Genomic DNA, 26,024 nt, shown 5'->3' on the forward strand with positions numbered 1-26,024 from the left:
CAGGCGGTGGTGGAGGGGGATAAGCAGGCCCCCTCCGTCAGCCCTAACGGGCTGCCACCTCCCCATCGCTTCGCGACAGGGAGGATTTTTTGCGGCTACCTCGCGCCCCAACACCTCGTCACCCTGAACTTGTTTCAGGGTCCATTGCGCCGCAAACGCTGCGTCGGGACCAGTAAACCGCCGGTGCCATTTGCTGTTCTGCACTCCGGCACCCACTGCCCGATGGACCCTGAAACAAGTTCAGGGTGACGGCGTGGCACTGCTGCGGACTTTGTGCTCCCACCCTGGGATTCGGCACGAAAAAGGCCGGGCGATTGCTCGCCCGGCCTTTCCCTCCCCTCCAGGATCAGATCAGAAGCGCAGCGTCGCTTCCATGCCGAACTCCGGCGGACGCGGCGCCGAGGCGTAGAGGCACTGCTGGTTCGTGCCATACGTCGCGGTGTCGCGCTCGATGAACATGCAGCTCGCGGTCGCACCCGCGAGGCCCGAACCGGTCGCGCGCTGGTTGTTGAGGATGTTGCGGCCGAACAGCGCAAGGTCGATCAAATCGCTGGTCAGGTTGAGCCGCGCATCGACCGTCCAGGCCGAACGCACCTTCACCGTGTTCGACAACGTGGCGAAGTAGCTGCCGCGATAGCTGCCGTCGACACGCAGCGAGGGCAGGAAGCCACCGACTTCGGGAAGCTGGTACTCGCCGCCGACGAAGCCGTTCCAGTAAGGCACATTGGCCTGGGTCAGCCCGTCGAGCACCACCGAACCGTTCGTCGTCACCGGGAAACCCGCCGTCGAGCCCGAGCTGATCAGGATCGGGTTCGGATTGGTGAACTCCTGCTTGGCATAGCCGACCGAGCCGCGCAGCGTCAGCTGCGGGGTCACGCGCCAGTTGCTCTCTGCCTCGAAGCCGACGATGCGCGAGGAACCGACGTTGCCTACCGCCGAAACGGTTACGGTCTGGCCGGATACGGTGCGCTCCAGCGTGCTGACCAGCTGCTGGTCCTTCACCTCGTCATAGAAAGCCGCAAGGTTCAGCGTCAGCGCGCCGCCGAAGAAGCTGTTCTTGCTGCCGATCTCGTAGTTGTAGAGCTTTTCCGGGTCGGCATAGACCGGCTGGGTGACACCGCCCACCGTCACGTAACCGGCGCGCGCACTCTTCACGCCCTTGGAGAACAGCGCATAGAGCATGTTCTGCGGCGTCGCCTTGTAGCTGACGGTCACGCGGGGCGAGAAGTCCTTCGACACCTGCGAATAGTCGCTCGTGGTCGGGTAGAAGGCGCAGCTCGGACAGCTCGGCGCGAAGATCCTCTCACGCGCATAGCGGCCTTCGAGGCTGAGGGTCAGCTGCTGGGTGAAGTCCCAGTCGAGACCGCCGAAGATCGCGCGGTTCTCCAGCCGGTCGTCGCGGGTGCGGCCCGCCGGGTTGGCCGTGGTGGCGAAGGACGTGAAGCCGGTGTCGTCGCGTTCCCAGAAGTAGTAGGCGCCCACGCGCCAGCGCAGCGGCTTGTCACCTGGCGAAAGCAGCATCAGCTGGTGGCTGGTATTGGTGAACTTCTCGTAGGACGGGAAGGTGCCGAGCGAGGCGGCGCGCAGGGTCACTTCGTTGTTGGCAAGCGCCTCGCCGAAGACCTTGTCCTGGCCCACGCCGCTGGCGCGCGGGGCATTCGGCGCGTCGGCGGTGCGCGATTCATTCACGTAGCCGCCGCGATAGCTCAGTTCGTAGTCGCCGAACATCTTGGTGACGACGGCGCTGGCGAAGTAGCGGTCGCGCGCATAGCCGTCCGCGCCGCTGGTGCCGATGTTGTCGATGTCGGGATCGGGCAGGTACTTGGGGAAGATCGACCCGTTGCCGCGTGCGAAGGGCGCGGTGGCGATGCCCGACTGCACCCATTCGCGCGGCTGCTCGACGACTTGTGCGGCCACCGAGTCCCGGTCATGCTGGTACATGCCGCGCAGCTTGATCGAGAACGTGTCGTCGGGCTTGAAGTAGAGCGTGCCGGACACCGCCTGCGTGCGCTCGCGTCCGATCGGCGCGCCGCCGTCGCGCGACTTGGCGATGGCGCCGTTCTGGAACACCGAACCTGCGACCGAGGCCCAGAGCGCGTCCTTCACCAGCGGCGCGGTGACCGTGCCGCCGAAGTAGTAGCTGGCTTCCGGCGCGGAATTCATCAGGCTGCCGCGTGCCTTGACGAAGCCGGTGACCTCGTCGCCCGAAGGATCGACGGTGACGTAGTTGATCGCGCCGCTGTACGTGGCGCGGCCGAAGTTGGCGCTCTGCGGCCCTTTGATGACTTCGACGCGCTGCAGGTTCTCAAGGTCGAGCGAAGCCAGCTGGCCCGACAGCGCGACGCCGTCGATGAACACCGAGATGCCCTGATAGCGTTCGTCCGAAGTATTGGGCGCAAGACCACGCAGCGAATAGGCGGAAGGATCGTTGCGACCCGAGCCCGCGAAGAGGCTGAGGTTAGGCGTCACCTTCTGAAGATCGCGCACGTCGCGGATCTGCGCGCTGGCAAGATCGTCGCTGGTGAGGGCGGTAATGGCGAGCGGAACTTCCTGCAGCGTTTCCTTGCGGCTCTTGGCCGTCACGATGATCGCATTGGAAGAGACGTCTTCATCGGCGGCGACTTGCGCCAGTGCCGACGTACTGCAGAACATCATAGCGATTACTGCAATACCAACAGAAGATGAAACAGTCCTCATCATTACCAACTTCCCCTTGATGTGTTTGATTTTATCGATATGCGCTTGAGAGAACTCCAAGCTAAGTCATGTCGATTTCTCGACAACAATTTGTGATTTAATGTTCGCTAGGCGAGTATTATTCAAATCTTATCAGGTATAAATAAAACTTTATCTTGACAAATAGTGATGGGCATGGGCCGGCAGCGCAGCGCCGACCCACACCTCAACCCGCTGCGCCGATGCGCTTGCGCAGGACCGGGACCAGCCCCTCGCCGAACAGGCGCACGTCCTCGATCGTGTAGAAGCCGTTGAGCAGGAACCGGTCGACGCCGATGGCGTGATACTGCTCCAGCGCCGCCGCGACCTCGTCCGGCGTGCCGACCAGCGCGGTTGCATGGAGCCGTCCCTCGGTGGCGCGGGTCATGCCGGTCCACAGGCGTTCGTCCAGCCGATCGCCCATCGCCGCCTGCCGCTTCAGCGCCAGGGTGCCGGGATCGTTGTCACCCTTGTCGCGGCCGATCTGCCTGCCGCTCGCCAGATGATCCATGACGGTGCCGAGCAAGCGCTCCGCCTTCTCCCATGCCGCATCCTCGGTATCGGCGACGATGACCCGCATCGACATCGACACGTCGGGATCGCGCCCGTGCAGCGTCGCTTCCTGCTTGAAGCGCGCGATCGTCGCCCGGGTATCGGCAAGCGTCGCGGGGCCGATCGCATAGACGTCGCAGACTTGCGCGCCCATCTGCACCGCCGCGTCGGAGTTCCCCGCCCAGAACACCGGGATCTGCTCCTGTACCGGCTTCACCAGTGCGAAGGCGCCGTTGAAGCGATACCATTCGCCCGCGTGGTCGAAGGGAACCTCGCTCGACCAAATGCGGCGCAGGATCTCCACGTATTCGCGGCTGCGGTGGTAGCGTTGCTCCTTGGTCAGGTAGTCGCCGTCCGCCTGAGTCTCGACGTCGCTGGCGCCGGTGATGATGTGGACGCCCGCACGCCCGCCACTCGCCCGGTCGAGCGTCGCGAACATGCGCGCGGCCATGGTCGGCGCGATGAAGCCAGGGCGATGCGCGACCATGAATTTCAGCGTCTTCGTCACCGCCGCGATGTGCGCGGCGGTCGAGAGCGGATCGGGCCAGGTCGCCGTCTGCCCGACGAGGACGCGGTCGAAGCCCGCCTCCTCGTGCGCGACGGCATAATCGCGCAGAAACTGCGGGTCGTATACCCCGCGCACCGGATGGGCCTCGGAGGAATCCGCGAAGAAGTGAAGGCCGACGACTTCGAAGGCCATTACCGCACCTCCATCGCGGCTTCCCGCTCGGCCACCTTGCGGCGCAGGGCGGGAATGATGTCGCGACCGATGATCTCCGCGTCCCCGATCGGGTCGTAGCCGCGCAGGATGAACTTGTGCACGCCCGCGTCCCAGTAATCCATGATCGCGTCGACGAGCTGGTCAGGATCGCCGACAAGGGTGCCGCTGTTGCTGTGCGCGCCGCGGATCTCGTTGATGCCGTTCCAGAAGCACTTCTCCAGCCGTTCGCCCTTGCCGGCGAGTTCGGCCGTGCGCGCGAATCCGGCAGCGCTGGCGGCGACCTTGTTCTTCTCCGCCTTGCTCTCGAGCGCGGCGATGCGGCTCTTGAGGTCCGCCGCCTGCGCCCACGCCTTGTCTTCACTTTCCCCCACGACGAGGCGCAGCGAAACGAGGAAGTCGGGCTTGCGGCCCAGGGGCTGCGCGGCGGCGGTGACTTTCTGCACCACCTCGGTCATGCCCGCCACGGTATCGCTGAGCGTGGCGAAGACGTCGGCGCAGGCCGCGCCGGTAGCGATCGCCATCGGCGACATGCCGCCGAAGAACACCGGGATCGTGCCGTTCAGCGGCTTGATCTCGGCATAGCCGCCGTTGAAGCGATACCACTTGCCGTCGTGGTCCACCGGGGTCTCGCTCGCCCAGATGCGGCGCAGGATGTCGATGTATTCGAGGCTGCGGTCGTAGCGTTCCTCCTTGGTGTGGAAGTCCCCGTCGCACTGCATCTCGATGTCGCTGGCGCCCGTGATGACGTGGACGCCCAGCCGCCCGCCGAGCAGCCGGTCGAGCGTCGCCAGCATCCGCGCGGCCATGGTCGGCGCGATGAAGCCGGGTCGATGGGCGAGCATGACGCCCAGACGCTCGGTGACGGCGCCGACATAGGCGGCGGTGGTGAAGTTGTCCGGCATCGTCGCGGCATTGGCGATCAGCACGCGGTCGTAGCCCGCCGCCTCCTGCACTTTGGCCAGCTTCACGATGGCGTCGATGTCGTAGTGCGACACCGGCACCGGCGACAGTTCGGAGGCCATGTTGTGATTGATGAGACCGTTGATTTCTATCGGCATGCGCGTTCCCCTGGAATCTGCGCAAAGCCTATGTGCGCCTCCATGCATGGCCTCAGCAGCCGGGCGCATATCTCCGCATGACGGTTAGAATCCCCGCAATCGGCGCGTTTGCGGCGAAGAACGCATAGGATGATGCGGCGGACTCATGCCCCCTGCAGAAGCAATCTTGCAGCGATCAACTCCACAGAGCGGACATGCCTTCCTCGGACGGTTGTGTCCTGCACGCCAAGCGCATTGCATGCCCGCATGATCGAGGTCATTCCGATCTCTGACCTACCGGAACGATGCGCATGTCGACCTCCCTTTCCCGCCGTACCCTTCTTGCAAGCGCCTTGCTGGGCGCCACCGCCGCCTGTGCGGGCGGTGCATCGCGCAGCGTCGTCGCGGCACCGATGCCTGATCGCCGGACGTTCGACCTCACCGGTCCGGGCGAACGCACCATCTCGATCAGCGAGTGGGCGGGCACCAGCGGCAAGCGCGGGACGATCCTGTTCTCGCACGGCGCCCTGTCCGCGCCGTGGTTCTACGACCGCATCCTCCAGCCGCTGCTGGCATCGGGTTACCGGGTGCTCGCGCCGCTCCACGTCGACTCCGCGCAGCACCCGCACACGGCCGAGTACAAGGGCCTTGCCAGCTGGCGCTGCCGCATCGAGGACATGCGCACCCTCATCGCGCATATCGGCGACACGCCGTTCATCGCCATGGGCCACAGCTACGGCGGCCTGATCGCCACCGTTCTCGGCGGCGCGGCGGGCGTCATACCCGAAGGGATGGAAGGCCCGCTCATGTCGCGGCTCGCGACGAGCGTGGTGGCGTTCTCGCCTCCGCCGATGATCCCGGTGATGATGACGGCGGAAGGGTACGGCGCCCTCGCCGTGCCCGCGCTGATCCAGACCGGCACCATCGACCTGCTCCCCGGCATGACGCCGAGCGATGCGGAAGGATGGCGCGCGCACCTCGCCGCGTTCGACGCCGCCAAGCCGGGCGGGCACCGCTACGGCCTCGTGCTGGAGGGCGTGAACCACTACTTCGGCGGCGCGATCTGCGATTTCAGCCAGCCCGGTCCGATGCAGCTTGACGGGCTCAGCCACGCGAATGCGGTGGCGAGGCTGTTCCTCGACGCCTTCGCCAGCTGCAAGGCGAACGCCAAGGCCCTCGCGAGGCTCGACGCCGGGATCACCGACGCCCTCCCCATCCGCCTGATGCGGCGCTGAGGCCAGCGCTCGTGACTGACGTTCTGGGCTGGCGCAGGCTGCTGGGGGTGATCGCACCCTCGACCAACACCGTCGTGCAACCCGACATGGAGCGCATGCGCCCGCCCGGCGTCACCAACCATCTCTCACGCATACACGTCGAGGACCCGGTGGCGCTCTCGAACGAGGACTTCATCGCCGGAACCACCGCCATTGCCGAGAACACGCTGGACGCCGTGCGCTCAGTGATGACCTGCCGCCCGGACTATCTGGTGCTCGGCATGTCGGCGGTGACCTTCTACGGAGGCGTGGACGGCTCTCGCCGCTTCAAGGCCCGGATCGAGGCGGAAGCTGGGGTGGGCGCAACCACCGGGGCGGAGGCCGTCGCCGCCGCCCTGACCGCCGTGGGCGCGAAGGCGGTGAGTTTCGTCTCGCCCTACTACCCGGTGGCGAATGCCGAAGTCCGCCAGTTCCTTGAAGAATCGGGCTTTGCCGTCAGGCGCGACCGGGCGCTGCACTGCCGCCGCTGGACCGACATCGCCAAAGTCACGCCCGAAACGCTGCGCGAAGTCATCGCGCAGCTCGACGGTGACGACGTCGACGCCATCGTTCAGGTGGGCACCAACCTCTCCATGGTCGATCTCGCCGCCGAGTACGAAGTGACGCTCGGCAAGCCGGTGATCGCCATCAACACCGCGACCTACTGGCACGCCCTGCGCGCCTGCGGGATTTCGGACAAGCTGCCCGGCTTGGGTCGCCTGTTGAGCGAATTCTAGAACGACAAAACACGTCGTCATCCCCGCGCAGGCGGGGACCCATCTGATGCACTCTCCCGTTGCGCAATGGGATGGGTCGGGAGATGGGTTCCCGCCTGCGCGGGAATGACAAGATGAACAGACCACACATCGCAAATCCACCCTGCGGCCATATCACCAAACGGCATTAGGCCATCGCCCCGAGCCCCCGTGTTCTGCGTCTCAAGCACGAGTACGGAGAACCGCGTGGCAACAGGATCAGGTAGGGCGGCCCATGCAGGCGCCGCAAGTTCCAGGGCATGGTCGATCAGGATAGGGTCGCTGCTGATCCCCCTCGCCCATGCGGCGGGACAGAACGTCGTGACCGTCCTCGGCCTGCGGTTCATGACGGACAGTCTGGCGATCTCCGCCGGGACCGCGGGGCTCATCTTCGCCCTCGTGAAAATCTACGACGGCTTTCTCGACCCCACCGTCGGCGCGTGGAGTGATCGCTTCCAGTCGAAGTGGGGTCGCCGCCTGCCATTCCTCTTCGCGGGCGGACTGGCGATGCCGCTGGGCGTCGTCATGCTGTTCGGCGCACCCGACGTGGGATCGGTGCTGCTGACCGAGGCGTTCGTGACGCTGGCGCTGATCATCCACGCATCCGGCTATACGCTGATGACGATCCCCGGCTTCGCGATGGTCGTCGAAAGTTCCACCGACCCCGACGAGCGCGCCCGGCTCATGGCATGGCGCACTTACGGCAACGCGGTCGGCACCCTGCTCGGATCGACGCTGCCGACGTGGCTGCTGGGCATGATCGGGCCGGGCCGCCAGAGCCACCTCATCCTTGCGGTGCTGGTCGGCGCGATCGTCTTCGTCGCGACCACCGCCGCCGTACGTCTGCTGCGCGACGCCCCCCGCACGGCGCCGAGTGCCGAGGCCGCCCGCAAGCCGCGCGGCCGCTTCGAACTGTGGCGGCAACTGGTGGTGGTCTGGGCCAACAAGCCGTTCCAGATCCTCGCCATCGCGCATGTCTTCCTGCTGTTCGGCACCGTGATCGGGTCGGCCACCCTCGCCTACTTCACCCGCGTCGTGCTGAAAGTCGGCGATGCCACGCTGGGCACCTATTTCATGCTTTCGACTGTCGCGATGGTGCTGTCGATGCCGGCGTGGGTGTTCGGGTCGCGCCATCTCGGGCGCAAGGCGTGCTACATGATCGCCCTCGCCGTCTATGGCGCCAACCATCTGACCTGGCTGCTTGCCGGGCCGGGCGAGAGCACCCTCGGCATCGGCGCCCGTGCCCTCGTCGGCGGCTTCGCGGGCGGCGGCATGATCCTGTGCGCCTATGCCCTGCTCTCCGATGCCGTGCGCTACGATTTCGTCCGCAGCGGCGAGCGTCGGGAGGGCGCCTTCGCGGGCATCACCACGCTGCTGGACAAGCTGTCCTCCGCCGCCTCGCTGGCTGCGCTGGGCGCGTTCCTCTCGGCGATGGGCTACGTGTCCTCGGCCAGTGGTGCTTCGGGCGCGCAGGGTGCCGACGCGGAATGGGCGATCATGATGTGCGAGTCCGTGATCCCGGCGCTGGCGATGGCCGGTGCCTTCATCACGATGTGCTTCTACCGCCTCGACGCCGGGGAACTGGCGCTGGCGGAAACGACGGCAGCGCCCGCGCTTGACCCTGCGGTCGATCCCACGGGCGAGCCGACCTGAAGGAAACGGCAGCCCCGGCACTGACCGCCGGGGCTGCCGTATATCAATTCGCGTGAGGACGCTTTTCCACCAGAACCGCAACCGGAACATGCGGGATCGCCCGGCTTTCCTCCACGTCCGGCCGCCCGACATGGGCGCGCAGCTTCTCCGCGAAGAGTTCCGCCGAACGCTTGATCTCGGCATCCGCCCGGAACAGCAGTCCCGCGCGCAGAGGGCGCGGCATCCGCTCGACATTCAGCGCGACCGCGCCGGTGCCCTCCATCAGCGCATCGGGCAGCATGCCCAGCATGCCTTCCTCCAGTACCAGCGACTTCATGAACGAAACCGAGCTGGTCCTGACCCCGGCGGCCGGCATCCCGGCGTTGCCGACCGCGAAGTAGTTGCGAGTGGCTGCCAGCCAGTGCTTCTGGTCCAGCATCGCCCATGCCCAGCGCGTCAGCTCGGCGGGCGTGATACCGCTACGATGCGCAAGCGGGTGCCCGGGCGCGGCGTAGATCGAGCAGGACGAACTGCGGATCCGCTCATAGGCCAGCTTCTCCTGCATCGTCGTGGCCGGGACGGTGGTGAAGACGAGATCGACCTTGCGGTCCATCAGAGCGGGAACGGTCTCGTCAACATGCCCCTCGACGATCCGCAGCGATACGTCGGGATGCTCGCGCGTGAATTCCGCCACGACGGCGCGCAGACCCATCTGTGCCTGCAAGGGGCAGATCGCGGCCACCAGTTCCTCGCCCAGCCCGCGCTTGGCAAGGGCGATGCGCTGCTGCGCCCGCTCCTGCTCGTTGACCATGAGCCGGGCATGCTCGAGCAGAGCCGTGCCCGCCGCCGTCAGCTCGACCCCGCTGGAACGGCGGTCGAACAGCCGCGCATCGATCTCGTCCTCAAGGGTCTTGATGCTGCGGGTAAGCGCGGGCTGCGTCAGGAAGACGCGCTCTGCCGCCCGGGAAAAATTGCCCAGCTCCGCAACCGCAATGAAGTGCCGCAACTGACGAAGATCCATGATCCCACCTCAAGCCCTATGACGGAAAGAGGAAGGGGAACCCGGAGCCGCCCCCGGGTCCAGAATTTAACGCTTCCTCCCCGCTCTGCGGACAATCCCCCGCGCTTATTTCCCTGCTGCGGGTGCCGCCGGAAGTGCGTCGATCCATGCCTTGAGGTCGCGCCCGGTCTGCTCGGGCAGTTCGATCATCGGGTAGTGGCCGACGTCGGGATAGTGGATGATCTTCATCGGCGCATTGGCGAACATCACCCGCGCGTCGTCGGCCCGGTCCTTCGGGATGACGATGTCTCGGTCGCCCCACTGCAGCAGCACCGGCACCTTCACCGCCGCCGCCGCGTCGCCCGCACCGGACTTCCACACCGCCTTGGTGTTCGCCTCGTAATAGGTCTTCACCCGCGCGAAACCGCCGGGGATGTTGTTGGTCATGTAGTACCAATGGACCGTCTCGGGCTTCAGCCGCTCCGGACGCCCGTAGAGTTCGGCCAGCGAATGGCGGTAGAAGAACTCCGGCATGTAGTTGGGCACGAGGTTCGTGTGCACCCACAGGACCGATGAAACGAGAGCCGAAGTCTCGGTCGGAGGCGGCGCCTTGAGCGGCAGGGTAGAGACCGCCAGCGCGCGGACCTGCTCGGGATGGCGCGCCGTGTACATCGTCGCGATCGTCGCCCCGCTGGAGCTGGCGACGATGACGAACTTGCCAAGGCCCTTCTGCTTCACGAAGCGCTCGATCAGTTCCACGACGCTCGGCATCCCCTGCGAGGCACGCGGATCGACCGACAGCCCGTAAGGCGGCCAGTCGAAGCGGATGACGCGGTAGGAGCCCTTGAGCTGGTCGGCCCAGCCGTCCCAGATCCGCAGGTTCGACATGGAACTGTGGAGCATCAGGATGACCGGCCCCTGCCCTTCGTCGCGGACATGCAGCTTGACGTCGCCGACCATCTCGAACTTCGACGGCCCGGTCGCCTGCTCGGCCGCGACAGCCTCATAGCTGGGGTTCCACCAGCCAAGCCGCATAGTGCCCAGCGTTCCCGCCGCGACGAGCGCCACTGCCGCCACCACGCCGCCGACGATCCTGCCCACCCGGCGGCTGCCCTTTGCGGAACTGCTTTCGGCCCGATCCCTGACGCTCATCCATGATCCCCTGTGCTGAAACGCCGATGATGACGGGGAGCGCGGCGCGGCTCCAATCAGTAGATTGCAATGAGCCATACCCGCACCGCATGGCGCCACACTCCGCGAGCCAATGTCTCCGGCAGGTGGGCAAACGGCGCCTCACCCAAGAATAAGCGGCGGAAAATCGCGCTATCGAACGCTCCAAACCGACAGAGGGAGACCAAGATGCGCCACGCCCCGCCCCCGCCTTATGTCCTCGCCACGTGCGCCTCGGCGCCGCAGTGCGTGTTCGCGAATGGCGCCGTGGACCGCGCCGCGATCGACCACAACATCGCGCAGACCATCGCCTTGGCCGAGCGGGCGGTCGGTGATCACGGGGCACGGCTGGTCGTGTTCCCGCAGTTCGGCCTGACCGGCTATGCCATGGTTTCCCCCGAGGCCTGGCACGACGCCGCCTTCGCGCTCCCCGGCCCGGAGATCGAGCGCATCGCCGAAGCCTCCCGCCGCACCGGCGCATGGATCGCCGTCCAGGTGCCCGAGCGCCACGACGCCTTTCCGGGTCGCCATTTCCTCTCCTGCGTCATCGTCGGCCCCGACGACGGCATCGCCCTCGTCCACCGCAAGGGCTATTCGCTATCGCTGCGCACCAGCCCGATCGATGTGTACGAGCGGTTCGTGGAAGTCTTCGGCAAGGAGGCGTTCCACCCCGTGATCGACACGCCGATCGGCCGTCTCGGCGCGGTGATCGGTGCCGAACTCCATTGGCCGGAAGTGTGCCGCTCACTGGCACTCAACGGCACCCAAGTGGTACTTAACCCCATAGCAGCCGCCCCGCACCTCGACTATCTGCAGCGAGCAGGCGCGCTTCAGGTCCGGCCTGTGCGGGCCTTCGAGAACATGGTGTACCTCGCCGCCGCCAACATCTCCGGACCGGAAGACGCACCGCGCTCGACGATCTTCGACTACAAGGGCGTCTCGATCGCAAATCCCGCGCCCGATGCGCCGGACATCACGCTCGCAACGATCGACATCCCGGCGCTGGAAGCATGGCGGCGTGAGCCATCCGCCAATTTCCTCGCCCAGATCCAGGCCGACACCACGGTTCAACCTGATCCGAGCCATCACTGGCCTCGTAACGCATGGCCGGCGCATGCCCCCTCCGGCTTCGAAGATCTGATCGCGACGGAGGCGGCGGCATGGGACAAATTCAACGCCCAATGGGGATAGGCAACGGCTTGTTCGACCGATTGCATAGCGAACACGATTTAGATATACATATGACTGTGAAACATCCGATAAACAGCGAAGTATCGGCCAACTAATCATGAGTTTGAGGCCAGACAACGACCGGTTCAAGGCCCGCGATGCCGACGCCGTCATGACGTTTGGGCAACTGTGCGGGGCCCTGTCCTACTGCTCCGAGGCCACCCTTCGCGTCTTTGCGGGACAGGCCTTGCGCCATGCCCTAATCTCGGCACTTCGCCAGGAAGGACACGCCTTCACCGACATGCGCTTTCATGCCTGGTTCGCGGGCTTGACCACCTTGTCCGACGAAAGCCCCAGACATGCCCGCGACCCGCGATCTGTGTGCAGCGCGATCCTGACCGAACTTGCCAACTGGGACGATGCCATAGTCAGCCAGCTGGCAGAGCAGCTCAAGACCGCCCTACTGGCCCCGCTGGACAGTTCCGGGCACAACGCGAACGCCGAAGCCCACCGGATCGTCGAGGCCGCGCGCATGCTGGTTCGCGGATTGCCCTCGGCGGATTCCCCGGCCCCGCTTTCCGATCTCGCCGCATTGCACGACGCCCTTGCCTCCAGCATCGACTTTGCACCGTCTGAGCGAACGACCACGCGCCTCGCATTCGCTAATCGCCAGTTCGACGTCGCCATACCCGCTCCTCAAGCCCCCCTCTGGGCCATCGACATGCTCGCCGGGCGGCACTTGTGCGATGGACAAGGCTTGCGCATCGCCTTCCCCATGCCCGGCCTTGCGAGGCTGGAGGCCTTTGGCATGACCGATGGCCTTCGGCGACGCCAATCGGGCGCGCCGGGCCTGCTCGAAGCCGCTGGAAAGATGCTTTCACAGTTGCGCTCAGCACACGCCCTTGCGAGCTTCGTGCATGCTCCGGTGCCCGGGCGGCGCGGCAGTTCACGGGCGCCGATGCTGATGGAACTGCTCGCCGGGTTTGGCCCCTTGCGCTCAAGACAGATAGAAACGATGCTCGGCGCCTCACGCCTTGGCGTTACCGGTATGATCGAAAGTTGGGAGGCCCAAGGCGCGATCGGCCGAACGACGATCTCAGGTTCTCACCTGCTGGAACTGCGCGCGACGCCAAGGGACTTGCAAAGGCCCACCGCACCCGAGCCATCGGCATTCTCGGCCGGTGCTCTCGACGATTATGAGGCATCGCTCGAAGCGATCGATCGACTGCTGGCACGTCGCAACAATCTACCTCCCGTTGACGACGAAGACTGAAACGCCGCAAAATCGGCCTGCTCGGAGCGTATCGACTCCCAATTCAGCCCTGTGACCCGCTTTTGCGACCCTGCCGGAAAGCGCCCTTACAGCCCCGACAGGATCGCCCGACGACCACGGATATATAATTCGCCTCCCTGCGCTCAGAGACGCCCTCAGAGGAAATTCGAGTTTTTCGAGGCCAACACCTTATGATGTTGCCTCGATCGCGCTTCATCCCTCGATCAGCCCTCGGATCGCGCCAAGCAGTTCGTCCGTGGATGCGCCCGAGCGCGGAACGATCTTCAAGGTCAGTCCGCTTCGCGCCGAGCGGGCGTAGCGAAGCATCGGCTTCCCGTTCCCGGCCTTGACCACCAGTTCACCACCGCCGCTTTTCGTCTTGGCCACCGTCGCAGCGATCAGGCGCTTGGCGACTTCGGGGCCGGACAGCTTCACGCCAAGGTCGGTGCGCTCAGCGCACACCCCCCTGCCCTCTTCGACCATAAGCGCCAGCGCGCGCGGATCGCCGGTAAGCGGTTTGATGTCCCTTGCCACGCGCACGGTGATGTCATGGGTATCGGCAAAGACCGCCACGATCTCTTCGGGCAGACGCGCGACGTCGAGAAGACGGCTGAGCCAGGAACGCGAGATCTTCAGGTGCTCGGCCATCTCGCTTTGCGAGCCGTCGTAGAACTCATCCAGTGCCCGCATATACTCGTTGGCGCGCTCCCAGTCGGAAATGTCCTTGCGCGAGCGGTTCTCGATGTCCGAGACGCGGAACGCCTCCTCGTCCGACACGTGCTGGATGGTGACGAGGTATTCGTATTCGGGGTGATGATGCGTGCGCAGCCACTGCACGGTCCACCACCGGCGGACACCCGCGATGATCTCGTAGTCGTAATCAGGGTCGTTCGTCAGCCTGCGGACGATCGCCGGGATGCGCTGCTTCTTCGCCGAGAGGAATGCGTCGATCAGGTCCCGGCAACTCTCTTCATCGAGGTGATCGATGTCGCGATTGTGCAACCGCCAGGGGCGGCACCGAGCCGGGTCCACCCATTCGGTGCGGTCGGTCACGACCTTGCCCGAAGCGAGCCGCGCAAGGGTCTGGCTCCGGCTGGCCATGATGCTTTCGGACGGCGCCGAGGTGTCCAGCTCCGCATCCTCGAGCCCCTCGGTGAGGCTGCTCCCAAACCCGCGATTACCCTTTGCCATAGTCATTTCCCGTCCGCCGCAGCGTATAATCCTACCGCCGGTTGCCACGTGGCAACACCGGTATTCGTGTTCATTGTCGCCTTCGATCCAATTGCAGGCAATCACCGGATCGAATTTTACATCACTTTGAATTTATAGTGTTTTGTCGTTCGTTGCCACGTGGCAACAGATCAATCCACCTTCCCGGCGCGGCTTTCCCAGGTGCGCAAAACGTCCTGTTCAATGTCATGGCAGACGTCGTTGAGGAAGCGTACGCACCGATTATGGACCTCATGCGAGGTGACCGGGCGGTCGAGTTCGAAGACCGTCTTCATACGCGAACTGGCATTGTCGATCTCGGCGCTGACCTTGAGCACCGAGCCGATCATCGAGCCGCCGAACACCTGCCGCATCATCGCCAGGATCTCGCGGTGCATGGACTTGCTGTCGTCCACACGGCTGGCGACGAGGCGGATGAAATTGTAGGCAGGCCTCACCCTGCCCCCCAGCTGCTCCAGCTGCTTCATGGTGGTACGGGCCATGTCGATGAAAGAGACGGTCGATGCGAAGTCGATCACGCTGGGCGGCGCGGGGATGACCATGGCGTTGGCAGCCTGAAGCACGGCCATCGACACCATGCCCAGTGCCGGCGGCGGATCCATGACCACGATGTCGTAGTCGTCCACGACCTCGTCGATCGCCTGGGCAATGATGTCGATGATATCGAAGCTCTGGTTCTGGGCCAGGTAGCCGGCGATCTCGTACTCCAGGTTATAGAGCTTGAGATTGGCGGGGATCAGATCGAGCCCGAAGAAGTGCGTCTTGCGGATGATCGAACGCACGCCGAGCAGTTCGGGATTATGGAAGTGCCCATAGAGCGTGTCGTCCTCTCCGAGATCGACGTCCGGACGATAGCCGAACATCATCGTCGAGCTGGCCTGGCTGTCGCAGTCGATGAACAGCACACGGTAGCCGCGGATCGCGAAGTGCTGCGCCATATGCAGGGCGAGGGTGGACTTGCCGACGCCGCCCTTGAAGTTCGACACCGAAAGGATCGCCGGAGTATCGCCCGGCGCGCGCCACGGCCGCGTGCCGAAGACGGCGCGCATGTGATCGAGTTCCTCCAGCGTATATTGTACCCGGTGCCCGGACGCGGTGCGGTCTCGCTCGGGCAGGCGGCCGTCGCGCTCGGCCTCGCGGATCGCCGAGGCCGTCCGCCCGACCAGGGACGCTGCCTTGGAGATCGGGTAGGAGGGACCGACCTTGTGGCCGGTCTCCGGATCGAGCGCTCCGTCGCGGATACGCTTGAGAATGGTGAGAGCCTTGCGGTGAAGCAGGCCAAGGCTATCTTCCAGCAGTTCGTCGCCGCTGATGTCAGAAGGAGCAGGGGTCGTCGCCATAGATACCCGTCTTGTGAGTTTGAAGCCCGACCCTACCCGGGTTGGAAGTTTCGAGCAACGACCGTCCACCAGTGTTACAAAAGCACCGATGATCTCCGTGCTTTTTGCCCCGAAAAGAACGAAGGCGGCTATTGCCTCGATTCGCGCGACCGATGATCTCGGTGCCGTTGGCGACCTGCAGACGCAGAATCGCCCTTCAGGGGCAGCGCATCCCGGTCGTTTGCGAACGCAGGGGCGAGGTTTTCCCCAAAGACCGATGATGACGGTGCGCAGCGATGATGACGGTGCGTTTGAACGATGATCTCGGAGCGGTTGGGACCGATGATCTCGGAGCGCATACCTATTACAAGAATCCCTAATCAATATCCGATTCGCGAATCGGCTTGATTGAAAAACAGGGAAATTTGGCAGTGGCGCGAGAAAGGCACCGAGATCATCGGTGAGCTTGTAGGTTTCAACCGCCAATTCCTGCCGAAACTGCCAACCTCCTTGCCAATCAGGCCGAAACCTGTTGTCTAAGCGGGACATTACAGGTCCCTGAGTCGGGGCAGAGCAGGGCGACATGAACGGAGATAGCAGCAAGCCGATCGGACACCAGTACGCGCTCGCCATGCTCGATGGCGGCGAGGCGCGGGTGCGTTCACTTGCCCAGGCTGCCGGATCGCAATTGACGATGGATGCGTTTCTGCGCGTCCACGACGAGGAACCGGTTCCGGCGTTCCTCCATTCGGCGCTATGCGCCATGTCGCTGCCGACCAAGCGGCCCAAGGACGAGACCCAGCCCATCCTGCGCGAAGATGGCAAGTATGCGCTGGCCATCAATCCGCGTCCCGTACTGCAGACGGTGGACGGCAAGCCGGTGCTGCGCAGTCTCGGTGTGCCGTATGGCGCCTATCCGCGCGTCGCGCTCATCTATCTGCTATCGCAGGCCGTCTCGAAGCGGTCGCGGGACGTCTATCTCGGGCGCAACTTCACCGAATGGATGCGCAGGCTCGGCTACCAGACCGTGTCCTATGGACCGCGCGGCACGGCGAACCGCATGCGCGAGCAGGTCGATCGCCTGCTCGCCTGCGAATGGCAGATCCGCTGGGACGGCACAGAGGCTGGCGATAATGCTTTCGCGGTGCGCGACGTCAAGATTTCCAACGAATATGCCGGATCGCTCGAGAAGAACGGGGCCTTCGCGCGCGAAATCCGCATGTCAGAAGGGTTCTATTCGCACCTGATCGAGCATGCGGTGCCGCTCAACGAAGTCGCCATCCGCGAACTCAAGGGCACGCCCACGGCGCTCGACCTCTATACGTATCTGGCCTATCGGCTGCCGCGTATCGGCGTGGACAAGGGGCAGACAATCTCCTGGGACCAGCTGGCGCGCCACCTCGGCAACGACGCGGACAGCAAGCGTTTCCGCCAGACCGTGCGCGAGACCATGCAACTCGTCTCGGCAGTCTACCCGAACGCCAATATCGACATGTCCGGGCGAAAGGTCGTGCTTTATCCCTCGCCGGCGCCGCTGGAGCGCAAGCTGGTCGGACCGCATCTGCGGCTGCTGGGCGCTCCCGCGGCAAAAGAGGCACCGAGATCATCGGTCCCGGCGAAGGGCAGCAGCAAGCTTCGCCCGGATTCCGGAAATGCCGCGTCCGACGAACCCCTGCTCGACTTCCCGAACGGCAGCATGAGCTTCGGCGCGCGGGAAGCCGCGTTTCGCAAGATCGGCCTGGACAAGGGCCATCCCTGGGCGGTGGACCAGATGGCCGACGCATTCCGCGCCGGCTTCCCCGGGATTTCGCGCAAGCGCAGCGAAACCGAGTGGTTGCGGGTGTGGGACGCCTTCGTCGTCAGCTATGCCAGACGGCGTAGCGCTACCGAGGCCGAATGACCGATGATGTCCGAGCCGTTTGACGGCTGCGGGCACACCATGTCACTCGCCTGACAGTTCGATCAGGCTGCGGAAGTTGCGCGTCGTCGGAGAGGCATCGCGCAAATGCAGCATCAAGAGCTGGCTGGAGAACGGCATCTCGATCGACCGGAAGGTCAGCGTATCGACATTGAAGCGGGCAAGCGAACGCGACAGGATCGTGATCCCGAGCCCTGCGGCGGTAAGCCCCACGAGTGTACCGAAGCTGTCGGCCTCCAGCGACACGGTCGGACGGAAACCGAGTTCCTCGCAATGGAGGCCGAGCATCTCGTTGAAGCCGGCGCCGTTCATCGAACTGAAGAGGATCAACTGTTCGCCTTCGATGTCGGCCAGCGTAAGCGGGCGATCGTACCGGGTGAACGGGTGATCGCGGCGCATCGCCAGCATCATTCCCTCGCACTGGAGCGGAAGCATCTGCATCTGCGGCAGCAGCGTCAGCGGTGAGAAGGCGCGCAGGATACCGATGTCCAGCGTTCCGCGCTCGACGCCGCTGATCTGGTCCTCGCGCGGGAGTTCGTGCAGTTCGACGCTCACTTCCGGAAACTTCGCCCGGAACCGGGCGAGTGCGTCCACCACATAAGGGGTGAACGGCACCGAAGGCGAGAAGCCGAGGCTGAGACGGCCGACCTCTCCGGAATCCGCCAGTCGGGCAATGCGGGCGGCGCGATCGGCCTGCGCCAGCGTCTCGCGCGCGTGCGGCAGGAAATGCAAGCCGGCCCGGGTCAGCTTGACGCTCCTGCTGGTGCGTTCGAACAGGCGCACGCCCAGTTCGTCCTCCAGCGCGCGGACCTGCTGGCTAAGGGGAGGCTGGGAGATTCCCAGGCGCCGGGCTGCGGCGCCGAAGTGCAGTTCCTCGGCCACGCAGATGAAGTAGCGCAGGTGCCTGAGCTCCAAGGGTCATGCTCCGATTGATAGGTTTTGGATATTGATCATGCGTCCATATATATTGGACAGAAAAGATCCAAGCGCGCATCGGCGATCCCGTGAGGGGTTCCTCTCACGATGCGGCCGGCCAACACCGCTCCCGAACAACAAGGCGGGTGACCGATCCGTTTCCTGACCCGGCATCGCCGGCCGGGCTTTCGTCTTGCGCCTCGGGCGCGGCGGGGCAGGGCGGTGCGGTCGGTCTACGACGAGGATGGCGTTGAAGGGGTCGCGAGGCACGGATCGACCGTGTCTTCGCGGCGCATGGAGAAGTCGATGATCGGTATCGTCAAAGTCGCCCTGAACCGCCCGCTGACGTTCATCGTCATGGCCATCCTGATTGCCGTCGGCGGTATCCTCGCGGCGTTCAGAACGCCGGTCGACATCTTTCCCGAGATCAAGGTTCCGGTGATCGCGGTCGCCTGGCAATATGCGGGCCTGCCGCCGCAGGACGTCGGCGATCGCATGATCACCCCTTACGAACGCGTGCTGACCACCACCGTCAACGACATCGAACACGTCGAGAGCCAGTCCTACCAGGGCATCGGCATCGTCAAGATCTACTTCCAGCCGGGCGTCGATATCCGCACCGCGACGGCGCAGGTCACCTCGATCTCGCAGACGATCCTCAAGCAGCTTCCGCCGGGTGCGACGCCGCCGCTGATCCTCAACTATTCCGCTTCCACCGTCCCGATCCTACAGCTTGCGCTATCGGGCAAGGGGCTGACCGAGCAGCAGCTTTTCGATCTGGGCCAGAACCAGATTCGTCCGCGCCTCGTCACCGTGCCCGGCCTTGCCATGCCGTTCCCGTCCGGCGGCAAGCAGCGTCAGGTCCAGATCGACCTCGATCCGCAAGCGCTGCAGGCGCGCGGGCTTTCAGCGCAGGACGTCGGCAACGCCATTGCCGCACAGAACCAGATCAACCCAGCTGGTTTCGTGAAGATCGGTGCGACCCAGTACAGCGTGCGCCTCAACAACTCGCCGAGCACGATCGACGCGCTCAACGACATCCCGGTCAAGGTCGTCAACGGCGCCACCATCTATATGCGTGACGTCGCCTACGTGCGCGATGGCAGCGCGCAGCAGCAGAACATCGTGCATGTCGATGGCAGCCGCTCGGCGCTGCTGACCGTGCTCAAGAACGGCGCAGCCTCGACGCTGGCCATCGTTAACGGGGTGAAGGAGGCCATGCCTTCCATCCAGCAGACGCTGCCCGACACGCTCAAGGTCCTGATCGTGGGCGACCAGTCGCTGTTCGTGAAGGCGGCGGTCAGTGGCGTCATCCACGAAGGCGCGATCGCCGCCGCGCTGACCTCGCTGATGATCCTCCTGTTCCTCGGCTCCTGGCGCTCGACGGTGATCATCGCACTGTCGATCCCGCTGGCGGTGCTGGCCGCCGTCATGGCGCTGGCGATCTTCGGGCAGACGCTCAACGTGATGACGCTGGGCGGCCTTGCGCTCGCGGTCGGCATCCTCGTCGATGACGCGACGGTGACGATCGAGAACATCAACTGGCACCTCGAGCAGGGCAAGGGCGTCGTGGAATCCATCCTCGACGGCGCGGCGCAGATCGTGACGCCGGCGTTCGTCTCGCTGCTGTGCATCTGCATCGTCTTCGTGCCGATGTTCTTCCTGCCGGGCGTCGCGGGCTATCTTTTCGTGCCGATGGCGCTGTCGGTGGTCTTCGCGATGATCGCCTCGTTCATCCTGTCGCGCACGCTGGTGCCGACCATGGCGATGTACCTGCTCAAGCCGCATGCCCCGCACGGCGAGAACCATCACAACGCCGGAGAGCCAGGCTCGCGCAACGTGTTCGTCCGCTTCCAGCGCGGCTTCGAGGCGCGGTTCGAAAAGGTGAGGGCGGTCTACATCAGCCTGCTGCGCCGGGCGTTGGGATCGAGCAAGGGCTTCATGATCGGCTTCCTTGCGATCGTGCTCGTCTCGTTCGGACTGATGCCATTCCTGGGCAGCAACTTCTTCCCGGCGGTCGATTCCGGGCAGATCGCCATGCACGTGCGGTTGCCCGCAGGCACCCGCATCGAGACTTCGGCCTCGCGGTTCGAGGCGATTACCAGCGAGATCCGCCGGATCATTCCGGCAGAACAGCTTGGCACCGTCACCGACAACATCGGCCTGCCGGTCAGCCCGCTCAACACCATCTATTCGAACAGCGGAACGATCGGTCCGCAGGATGGCGACGTTCTGGTCACTCTCAAGGAAGGCCACCAGCCGACCGAGCAATTCGTCGATCGTCTGCGTGTGGAAATGCCGCGCCGTTTCCCCGGCGCCACGTTCGCCTTCCTGCCCGCCGACATAACCAGCCAGATCCTCAACTTCGGTTCGCCTTCGCCGATCGACATCCAGATCGCGGGCAAGGACCAGGACGCCGCGCGTATCTACGCGCACAAGCTGATGACCAGACTTTCGCGCATTCCCGGGATCGCCGACATGCGGCTGCAGCAGCCCGCGCGCTCGCCGCAGCTTGACGTGGAGGTCGATCGGGCACGCATCGGTCAGTACGGACTGAGCGAAAGGGACGTGACGACCAGCCTTGCCAGTTCGCTGGCCGGCACGGCGCAGACCGCCCCTCTGTTCTTCGTGAATCCGGAAAACGGCGTGTCCTATCCGGTCGTGGCGCAGGCGCCGGAGTATCAGGTCGGTTCGATGAACGCGCTGTCGGACATCCCGGTCTCGGGCACTGCCGGAACGCCCACGCAGCCGCTCGGCGCGCTGGCCTCGCTTACCCGGTCGAGCACGACCTCGGTGGTCTCGCACTATAACATCCAGCCCGTGATCGACATCTATGCGACCACGCAGGGCCGTGATCTCGGCAATGTCGCGGCCGCCGTACAGTCGGCCATAGATTCGCTCGAGAAGGAACAGCCCAAGGGTTCCAGCGTCACGATCCGCGGCCAGTACCAGACCATGAACACCGCTTTCTCCGGCCTCGGCTTCGGCTTGCTGGGGGCGATCTTCCTGATCTACCTGCTGATCGTCGTGAACTTCCAGAGCTGGGTCGATCCCTTCGTGATCATCACCGCGCTGCCCGCCGCGCTTGCCGGGATCGTATGGATGCTCTTCGCCACCGGGACCACGCTTTCGGTGCCTGCCCTTACCGGCGCGATCATGTGCATGGGCGTGGCAACCGCGAACTCGATCCTCGTCGTCAGCTTCGCGCGCGAAAAACTCGCCGAACTGGGCGATGCCACCAAGGCGGCGATCGAGGCGGGCCTCGTGCGCTTCCGCCCGGTGCTGATGACCGCGCTTGCGATGATCATCGGCATGGCGCCGATGGCGCTCGGGCTGGGCGAGGGCGGTGAGCAGAACGCCCCGCTCGGCCGCGCGGTGATCGGCGGCCTGATCTGCGCTACGATCGCAACCCTATTCTTCGTCCCTACCGTGTTCAGCTTCGTCCACCGCCGCCGCACCCATGGCGACGAGCAGACCCGTTCGATGGAAATGCAGCCCAGCCATGCTTGAACCCGAGATCACTGAAAACACCGCTTCCGTCCCCGGCCCGTCCAGCGGAACGCTGAAGAAGGTCGGCATCGGCGCCGCCGTCGTCGCGCTGGCCGTCGTCGCCTTCGGCGTCGCGAGCCGGATCAGCGCCACCAACGACCTCGAGGCGGTGGCCGCAGACGCTGCGGTTCCGACCGTCACCGTCGTTTCGCCCGCCACGGCCGAGGGCGGCGACGGGCTCGTCCTGCCGGGCACGATCCAGGCCTACAACAGCGCCGCGATCAACGCGCGGACCAACGGCTACGTCCGCCGCTGGCTGGCCGACATCGGCGATCACGTGAATGCCGGGCAAACGCTCGCCATCCTTGACGCGCCCGAGATCGACCAGCAGCTGGCACAGGCCAAGGCGGACTACCAGACCGCGCTCGCCAACCAGCGCCTTGCCGCGACGACATCGAAGCGCTGGCAGTCGATGCTGGCGCAGGATGCCGTCTCACAGCAGGAAGCGGACGAGAAGGCGGGCGACCTCGCGGCCAAGACCGCGCTGGCGAATGCCGCGCTGGCCAGCGTGCGCGAACTCAATGCAAAGCGCGGTTTCACCCAGCTTTCCGCGCCGTTCAGCGGTGTCGTCACCAGTCGCTCGGCCCAGATCGGCGCGCTGGTGGTGTCGGGTAACGCGGCATCGCAGCCGCTCTTCACCGTCTCCGACGTACACCGCATGCGCATCTACGTGCGTGTGCCGCAGGTCTACTCTTCGCAGATCCATGCGGGGATGAAGGCCAGCCTCGATCTGCCAGAATTCGCAGGCCGCGATTTCGAGGCGTCGCTGACCCGCTCGGCCAATTCGGTCGATGCCCAGTCGGGCGCCATGCTGGTCGAGCTGCAGGCGGACAATTCCGACGGTGCGCTCAAGCCCGGTGCCTTCGCCCATGTGCGCTTCGCCATCGACGGGGTCGGCGGCGGCCTGCGCCTTCCCGGCAGCGCGATCATGGCGGCGGAGGACGGCCCGAGCGTCGCGATCGTCGGCAAGGACGGGACGGTCACGCTGCGCCGCGTCACCATCGCCCGGGACGAGGGCAAGACCGTGCTGGTCTCGGTAGGCCTGAAGCCCGGCGACAAGGTTATCGATTCCCCGCCGGACTCCATCCGCACCGGTGACCGCGTCCGCGTCGCCGCGCCGGACGGGAAGGGCGCCAAGGAGGCCGGCGGCAATGGCTGACCCCATCGTTGACAGGGGCAGGGGCATGCTCGCCCGGACGCTGGGCCTGTCGGTCGCTCTCGCGCTGGGCGCCTGCTCGATGGCACCGGACTACCAACCGCCGCAGACCGCGGCGCCCGCGCAGTTCAAGGAAATGCCCGGCTGGGCTGCCGCGACTCCGCGCGATGCAGAGGGCAGGGGGCCTTGGTGGGACGTTTACGCCGATCCCACGCTGGCCGATCTCGAGGCACGCGCGGCCAAGGCCAGTCCGACCCTTGCGGCAGCCCTTGCGCGGTACGACGCCGCGCGCGCTGCGGCGCGGGTGGAGCAGTCCGATCTGTTCCCGCAAGCGGGCGTGAGCGGGCAGGCTTCGCGCGAGCGGCTGTCGGCGAACCGGCCGCTCAGCACCGGAAGCTCCCGCAAGTATAATGACTATACCGTGGGCGGGTCGATCGATTACGAGCTGGACCTGTGGGGCCGCATTCGCAACCAGGTGAAGGCGGCCACGGCGGAATCGGATGCGAGCGCCGCCGATCTCGCTTCCGCGCGCCTCAGTCTGCAGGCTGCGGTTGCGGACGCCTATTTCCGGCTTCGCGGGCTCGATGCGCAGGCGCAAGTGCTCGACCGTTCGGTCGAGGCTTTCGCCCGGGCTTATGACCTGACCGACAAGCGGCACACCGGCGGCGTCGCCTCCGGGATCGACGTCAATCGCGCCCGCACCGTCCTCGGCAATGCGCGCGCGCAAGTGGCGACGATCGCCAACCAGCGCGCCGCCACCGAGCACGAGATCGCCGCGCTCGTCGGCGAAGTGGCGTCCGGCTTCGATCTGCCGGTGGCGGTCGGCGATTTCGCGCCGCCCGCGCCTCCGGCGGCGACGCCGTCCGATCTGCTGCAGCGCCGCCCGGACATCGCCGCTGCGGAGCGGCGGGTCTTCGCCGCCAATGCCCGCATCGGCGTGGCCAAGGCGGCGTTCTTCCCCTCGCTGACGCTTGGTGCGGCGGGCGGGTGGGAAACCACCAATGGCCAGTTGCTGACGACGCCGAACACGTTCTGGTCGCTCGGTCCGCTCACCAGCCTGCTCACGATCTTCGACGGCGGCCGCCGCTCGGCGCAGGTCAAGATCTCGCGCGCGGACTACGAGGAGACGGCAGCGGACTACCGCGAAACGGTGCTGACCGCCTTCCGCCAGGTCGAGGATGCGATCGCGGCGATGCATCACCTTTCCTCCGCCGCCGTCGCGCAGAAGGAGGCGGCCGACGCCGCGCAGCGCACGCGGGACATTGCCATGTCCCGCTACCGCGACGGTGCGGCCGGTTACCTCGACGTGGTGACGGCGCAAACCGACGCTCTCGATGCTCAGCGCGCCTACATCTCAGTTCAGACGCAGCGGATGCAGGCGAGTGTAGCCTTCGTGAAGGCGGTTGGCGGCGGCTTGACGGAGTTTGGCGGCTCCATGTCGGGCGATTGAGCCAATATTAGGTCAGTTGAGCCGGAGTTCGCCCTGACGCGTTTCGCTTCTGCCCGGCGGGGCGGGCTGGGGCATGGCGGCCGATCGCCCCATCAGGCACCGGGCTCCGCCGACCAGCGTATAGACCGCATGCCGCCCGGCTCCGCGGTTCTGGTGATCGACGCGGAAGCCCTGGTAATGGCGCCGGACCAGTCCGGCCTGCACCAGTTCCGATACCGCGCGGCTCAAATTGGTCTTGCCCGATTTGCGGATACGCTCGTGCACTTCGGCGGCGATCACCGCTTGCGCTGCGGCCGGTTCAGCCGGGGCTCTGCCGGATGAGAGCAGATCAAGGCGCACTTTTTCAGCCAGAATCAGTCGCTTAGGATCGCGCGCACCCATCGGAGCGAGTGCGTCGCAAAGCCAGTCGCGCAGCAGGGTAGTGCGGCCCTCGCGCAGGATGAACGGCCCGGCGCTGCCATCGGGCCGCGCGATTTCCGCGATAAGGCTCAGCACCATGAAGGCATAGCGCGGCCGCGAACTTGTCTGTGCCACGCGGTCCAGCAGGTCCGCCATGTCGCTGGCCTGCCCGCGATGCGGGGAGAGGGGCGTGTGAAAGAACATAGCGAGGCAAAATAGAGCACATAAACGGAATCGTGAGAATCCCCTTTCCGGGCCGCGCTTCGCTTTGTCAGCAATGACACTTTACCGGCGGCAAAGTGTCACGGGTGAAGGTTTCCCATGAGCCGCTGATTCGAACATCACTGCGGACCTCTCAAGCCAATCCGCGCAGCGCCGTCATTTTGCGACATTTGATAGAATTGGTAAGACCGAATGCAATATTGCGCTCGGTCTTGGGCGCCTCAGCCAAGTGCATGTGCCGCGAACTTCGGCTGATTCCTGAGGAAAAGTGTCATTTCCGGCACTTACCTCATGTCTGATGGCGCGCGCTTCGACAAATCGCCACGGCGAATGGCAACAGGAGCATCATCGCCGGGAAGATGTTGGCCACCACTGCTTCATTCCAGGCGGCCCCCCTCGTATGGTCCGCAAGCCGATCACGGGACGAAAGTCTTGCAATTGGCCGGACAGGTTTCCGCTTCGAGGAGACCTGGGGAACAATGGCCCCGCCACAAGAACGGGGTGATCGCCGGTCATTTCCCGAACCGCGCGGCTCGCAGGCCGCGCGGGGGAACGGCCGGAACGGTAAGACCAATGATGGGGATGATG

At 65.2% G+C, this 26,024-nt stretch carries 19 protein-coding genes; 10 read left to right on the forward strand and 9 right to left on the reverse strand.

Annotated features, from left to right (window positions below):
• A partial coding sequence (locus tag HWN72_RS18860) for a hypothetical protein (RefSeq protein WP_211150965.1) occupies window positions 1-249 on the forward strand: 249 nt, incomplete at its 5' end.
• Between the two features lie 102 nt (window positions 250-351).
• Here the strand turns inward: HWN72_RS18860 and HWN72_RS18865 are convergent.
• The 3 genes from HWN72_RS18865 to HWN72_RS18875 form a co-directional block, all read right to left on the reverse strand.
• Window positions 352-2,652, reverse strand: a complete 2,301-nt coding sequence (locus tag HWN72_RS18865) for a TonB-dependent receptor (RefSeq protein WP_211150966.1) — start codon at window positions 2,650-2,652, stop codon at window positions 352-354.
• 250 nt (window positions 2,653-2,902) lie between these two features.
• Window positions 2,903-3,967 carry an LLM class flavin-dependent oxidoreductase gene (locus tag HWN72_RS18870; RefSeq protein ID WP_211150967.1) on the reverse strand — a complete coding sequence of 355 codons (1,065 nt, stop codon included), beginning with the start codon at window positions 3,965-3,967 and terminating at the stop codon, window positions 2,903-2,905.
• Complete coding sequence (locus tag HWN72_RS18875; RefSeq protein ID WP_008832654.1) at window positions 3,967-5,046, reverse strand: LLM class flavin-dependent oxidoreductase; 1,080 nt, start codon at window positions 5,044-5,046, stop codon at window positions 3,967-3,969. Before HWN72_RS18875 ends, HWN72_RS18870 begins: the two co-directional genes overlap by 1 nt.
• A gap of 290 nt (window positions 5,047-5,336) precedes the next feature.
• Here HWN72_RS18875 and HWN72_RS18880 point away from each other — a divergent pair, with 290 nt between their 5' ends.
• From HWN72_RS18880 to HWN72_RS18890, 3 genes are all read left to right on the forward strand, one after another.
• Window positions 5,337-6,260, forward strand: a complete 924-nt coding sequence (locus HWN72_RS18880; RefSeq protein WP_211150968.1) for an alpha/beta fold hydrolase — start codon at window positions 5,337-5,339, stop codon at window positions 6,258-6,260.
• 11 nt (window positions 6,261-6,271) lie between these two features.
• The gene (locus tag HWN72_RS18885; protein WP_008832652.1) at window positions 6,272-7,015 is read left to right on the forward strand and encodes an arylmalonate decarboxylase; all 744 of its coding nucleotides are present in this window, start codon (window positions 6,272-6,274) and stop codon (window positions 7,013-7,015) included.
• A gap of 225 nt (window positions 7,016-7,240) precedes the next feature.
• On the forward strand, window positions 7,241-8,686 hold the full coding sequence (locus HWN72_RS18890) for an MFS transporter (protein ID WP_172705176.1): 1,446 nt from the start codon (window positions 7,241-7,243) through the stop codon (window positions 8,684-8,686).
• Window positions 8,687-8,729: 43 nt separating this feature from the next.
• Here HWN72_RS18890 and HWN72_RS18895 read toward each other — a convergent pair whose 3' ends face one another.
• Both HWN72_RS18895 and HWN72_RS18900 read right to left on the reverse strand, forming a co-directional pair.
• Complete coding sequence (locus HWN72_RS18895; protein WP_051586947.1) at window positions 8,730-9,686, reverse strand: LysR family transcriptional regulator; 957 nt, start codon at window positions 9,684-9,686, stop codon at window positions 8,730-8,732.
• A gap of 105 nt (window positions 9,687-9,791) precedes the next feature.
• Complete coding sequence (locus HWN72_RS18900; RefSeq protein WP_211150969.1) at window positions 9,792-10,817, reverse strand: alpha/beta fold hydrolase; 1,026 nt, start codon at window positions 10,815-10,817, stop codon at window positions 9,792-9,794.
• A gap of 207 nt (window positions 10,818-11,024) precedes the next feature.
• Here HWN72_RS18900 and HWN72_RS18905 point away from each other — a divergent pair, with 207 nt between their 5' ends.
• Complete coding sequence (locus HWN72_RS18905) at window positions 11,025-12,026, forward strand: nitrilase-related carbon-nitrogen hydrolase (protein ID WP_211150970.1); 1,002 nt, start codon at window positions 11,025-11,027, stop codon at window positions 12,024-12,026.
• Window positions 12,027-12,123: 97 nt separating this feature from the next.
• Window positions 12,124-13,278, forward strand: coding sequence for a hypothetical protein (locus HWN72_RS18910; protein WP_036527084.1), 1,155 nt, complete (start codon window positions 12,124-12,126; stop codon window positions 13,276-13,278).
• A gap of 213 nt (window positions 13,279-13,491) precedes the next feature.
• On the opposite strand, the gene HWN72_RS18915 is transcribed toward HWN72_RS18910, so the two are convergent.
• Complete coding sequence (locus HWN72_RS18915) at window positions 13,492-14,469, reverse strand: ParB/RepB/Spo0J family partition protein (protein WP_008831479.1); 978 nt, start codon at window positions 14,467-14,469, stop codon at window positions 13,492-13,494.
• Between the two features lie 170 nt (window positions 14,470-14,639).
• Window positions 14,640-15,848 carry an AAA family ATPase gene (locus tag HWN72_RS18920; RefSeq protein ID WP_008831478.1) on the reverse strand — a complete coding sequence of 403 codons (1,209 nt, stop codon included), beginning with the start codon at window positions 15,846-15,848 and terminating at the stop codon, window positions 14,640-14,642.
• Window positions 15,849-16,410: 562 nt separating this feature from the next.
• On the opposite strand from HWN72_RS18920, the gene HWN72_RS18925 reads away from it, so the two are divergent.
• A complete protein-coding gene (locus tag HWN72_RS18925) occupies window positions 16,411-17,727 on the forward strand; it encodes a replication protein RepA (protein ID WP_008831477.1) in 1,317 nt (438 codons plus the stop codon).
• A gap of 42 nt (window positions 17,728-17,769) precedes the next feature.
• On the opposite strand, the gene HWN72_RS18930 is transcribed toward HWN72_RS18925, so the two are convergent.
• The gene (locus tag HWN72_RS18930) at window positions 17,770-18,660 is read right to left on the reverse strand and encodes a LysR family transcriptional regulator (protein WP_008831476.1); all 891 of its coding nucleotides are present in this window, start codon (window positions 18,658-18,660) and stop codon (window positions 17,770-17,772) included.
• A gap of 306 nt (window positions 18,661-18,966) precedes the next feature.
• Here HWN72_RS18930 and HWN72_RS18935 point away from each other — a divergent pair, with 306 nt between their 5' ends.
• Genes HWN72_RS18935 through HWN72_RS18945 form a run of 3 tightly spaced genes read left to right on the forward strand, consistent with a single transcriptional unit; the run spans window position 18,967 to window position 24,815 of the window.
• Entirely contained in the window at window positions 18,967-22,170 is a 3,204-nt protein-coding gene (locus tag HWN72_RS18935) for an efflux RND transporter permease subunit (RefSeq protein ID WP_036527186.1), read from the forward strand.
• A complete protein-coding gene (locus tag HWN72_RS18940; RefSeq protein WP_008831474.1) occupies window positions 22,163-23,368 on the forward strand; it encodes an efflux RND transporter periplasmic adaptor subunit in 1,206 nt (401 codons plus the stop codon). The genes HWN72_RS18935 and HWN72_RS18940 overlap by 8 nt, the downstream gene beginning before the upstream one ends.
• A gap of 25 nt (window positions 23,369-23,393) precedes the next feature.
• Window positions 23,394-24,815: an efflux transporter outer membrane subunit gene (locus HWN72_RS18945; protein WP_211150978.1), complete on the forward strand. Its 1,422-nt coding sequence runs from the start codon at window positions 23,394-23,396 to the stop codon at window positions 24,813-24,815.
• Window positions 24,816-24,827: 12 nt separating this feature from the next.
• Here HWN72_RS18945 and HWN72_RS18950 read toward each other — a convergent pair whose 3' ends face one another.
• Window positions 24,828-25,418, reverse strand: a complete 591-nt coding sequence (locus HWN72_RS18950) for a hypothetical protein (RefSeq protein WP_248006126.1) — start codon at window positions 25,416-25,418, stop codon at window positions 24,828-24,830.
• Window positions 25,419-26,024: the final 606 nt, after the last annotated feature.

Source organism: Novosphingobium sp. HR1a, from assembly GCF_015594425.1.
In the GTDB taxonomy this organism is placed as follows: domain Bacteria; phylum Pseudomonadota; class Alphaproteobacteria; order Sphingomonadales; family Sphingomonadaceae; genus Novosphingobium; species Novosphingobium resinovorum_A.

What these genes read in the sequence shown, in the direction of transcription:
- HWN72_RS18865 (WP_211150966.1), bottom strand. Translation starts at nt 2,652, where the DNA reads ATGTTCTGCAGTACGTCGGCACTGGCGCAAGTCGCCGCCGATGAAGAC.
- HWN72_RS18870 (WP_211150967.1), bottom strand. Translation starts at nt 3,967, where the DNA reads ATGGCCTTCGAAGTCGTCGGCCTTCACTTCTTCGCGGATTCCTCCGAG.
- HWN72_RS18875 (WP_008832654.1), bottom strand. Translation starts at nt 5,046, where the DNA reads ATGCCGATAGAAATCAACGGTCTCATCAATCACAACATGGCCTCCGAA.
- HWN72_RS18880 (WP_211150968.1), top strand. Translation starts at nt 5,337, where the DNA reads ATGTCGACCTCCCTTTCCCGCCGTACCCTTCTTGCAAGCGCCTTGCTG.
- HWN72_RS18895 (WP_051586947.1), bottom strand. Translation starts at nt 9,686, where the DNA reads ATGGATCTTCGTCAGTTGCGGCACTTCATTGCGGTTGCGGAGCTGGGC.
- HWN72_RS18900 (WP_211150969.1), bottom strand. Translation starts at nt 10,817, where the DNA reads ATGAGCGTCAGGGATCGGGCCGAAAGCAGTTCCGCAAAGGGCAGCCGC.
- HWN72_RS18905 (WP_211150970.1), top strand. Translation starts at nt 11,025, where the DNA reads ATGCGCCACGCCCCGCCCCCGCCTTATGTCCTCGCCACGTGCGCCTCG.
- HWN72_RS18910 (WP_036527084.1), top strand. Translation starts at nt 12,124, where the DNA reads ATGAGTTTGAGGCCAGACAACGACCGGTTCAAGGCCCGCGATGCCGAC.
- HWN72_RS18915 (WP_008831479.1), bottom strand. Translation starts at nt 14,469, where the DNA reads ATGGCAAAGGGTAATCGCGGGTTTGGGAGCAGCCTCACCGAGGGGCTC.
- HWN72_RS18920 (WP_008831478.1), bottom strand. Translation starts at nt 15,848, where the DNA reads ATGGCGACGACCCCTGCTCCTTCTGACATCAGCGGCGACGAACTGCTG.
- HWN72_RS18925 (WP_008831477.1), top strand. Translation starts at nt 16,411, where the DNA reads ATGAACGGAGATAGCAGCAAGCCGATCGGACACCAGTACGCGCTCGCC.
- HWN72_RS18935 (WP_036527186.1), top strand. Translation starts at nt 18,967, where the DNA reads ATGATCGGTATCGTCAAAGTCGCCCTGAACCGCCCGCTGACGTTCATC.
- HWN72_RS18940 (WP_008831474.1), top strand. Translation starts at nt 22,163, where the DNA reads ATGCTTGAACCCGAGATCACTGAAAACACCGCTTCCGTCCCCGGCCCG.
- HWN72_RS18945 (WP_211150978.1), top strand. Translation starts at nt 23,394, where the DNA reads ATGCTCGCCCGGACGCTGGGCCTGTCGGTCGCTCTCGCGCTGGGCGCC.
- HWN72_RS18950 (WP_248006126.1), bottom strand. Translation starts at nt 25,418, where the DNA reads ATGTTCTTTCACACGCCCCTCTCCCCGCATCGCGGGCAGGCCAGCGAC.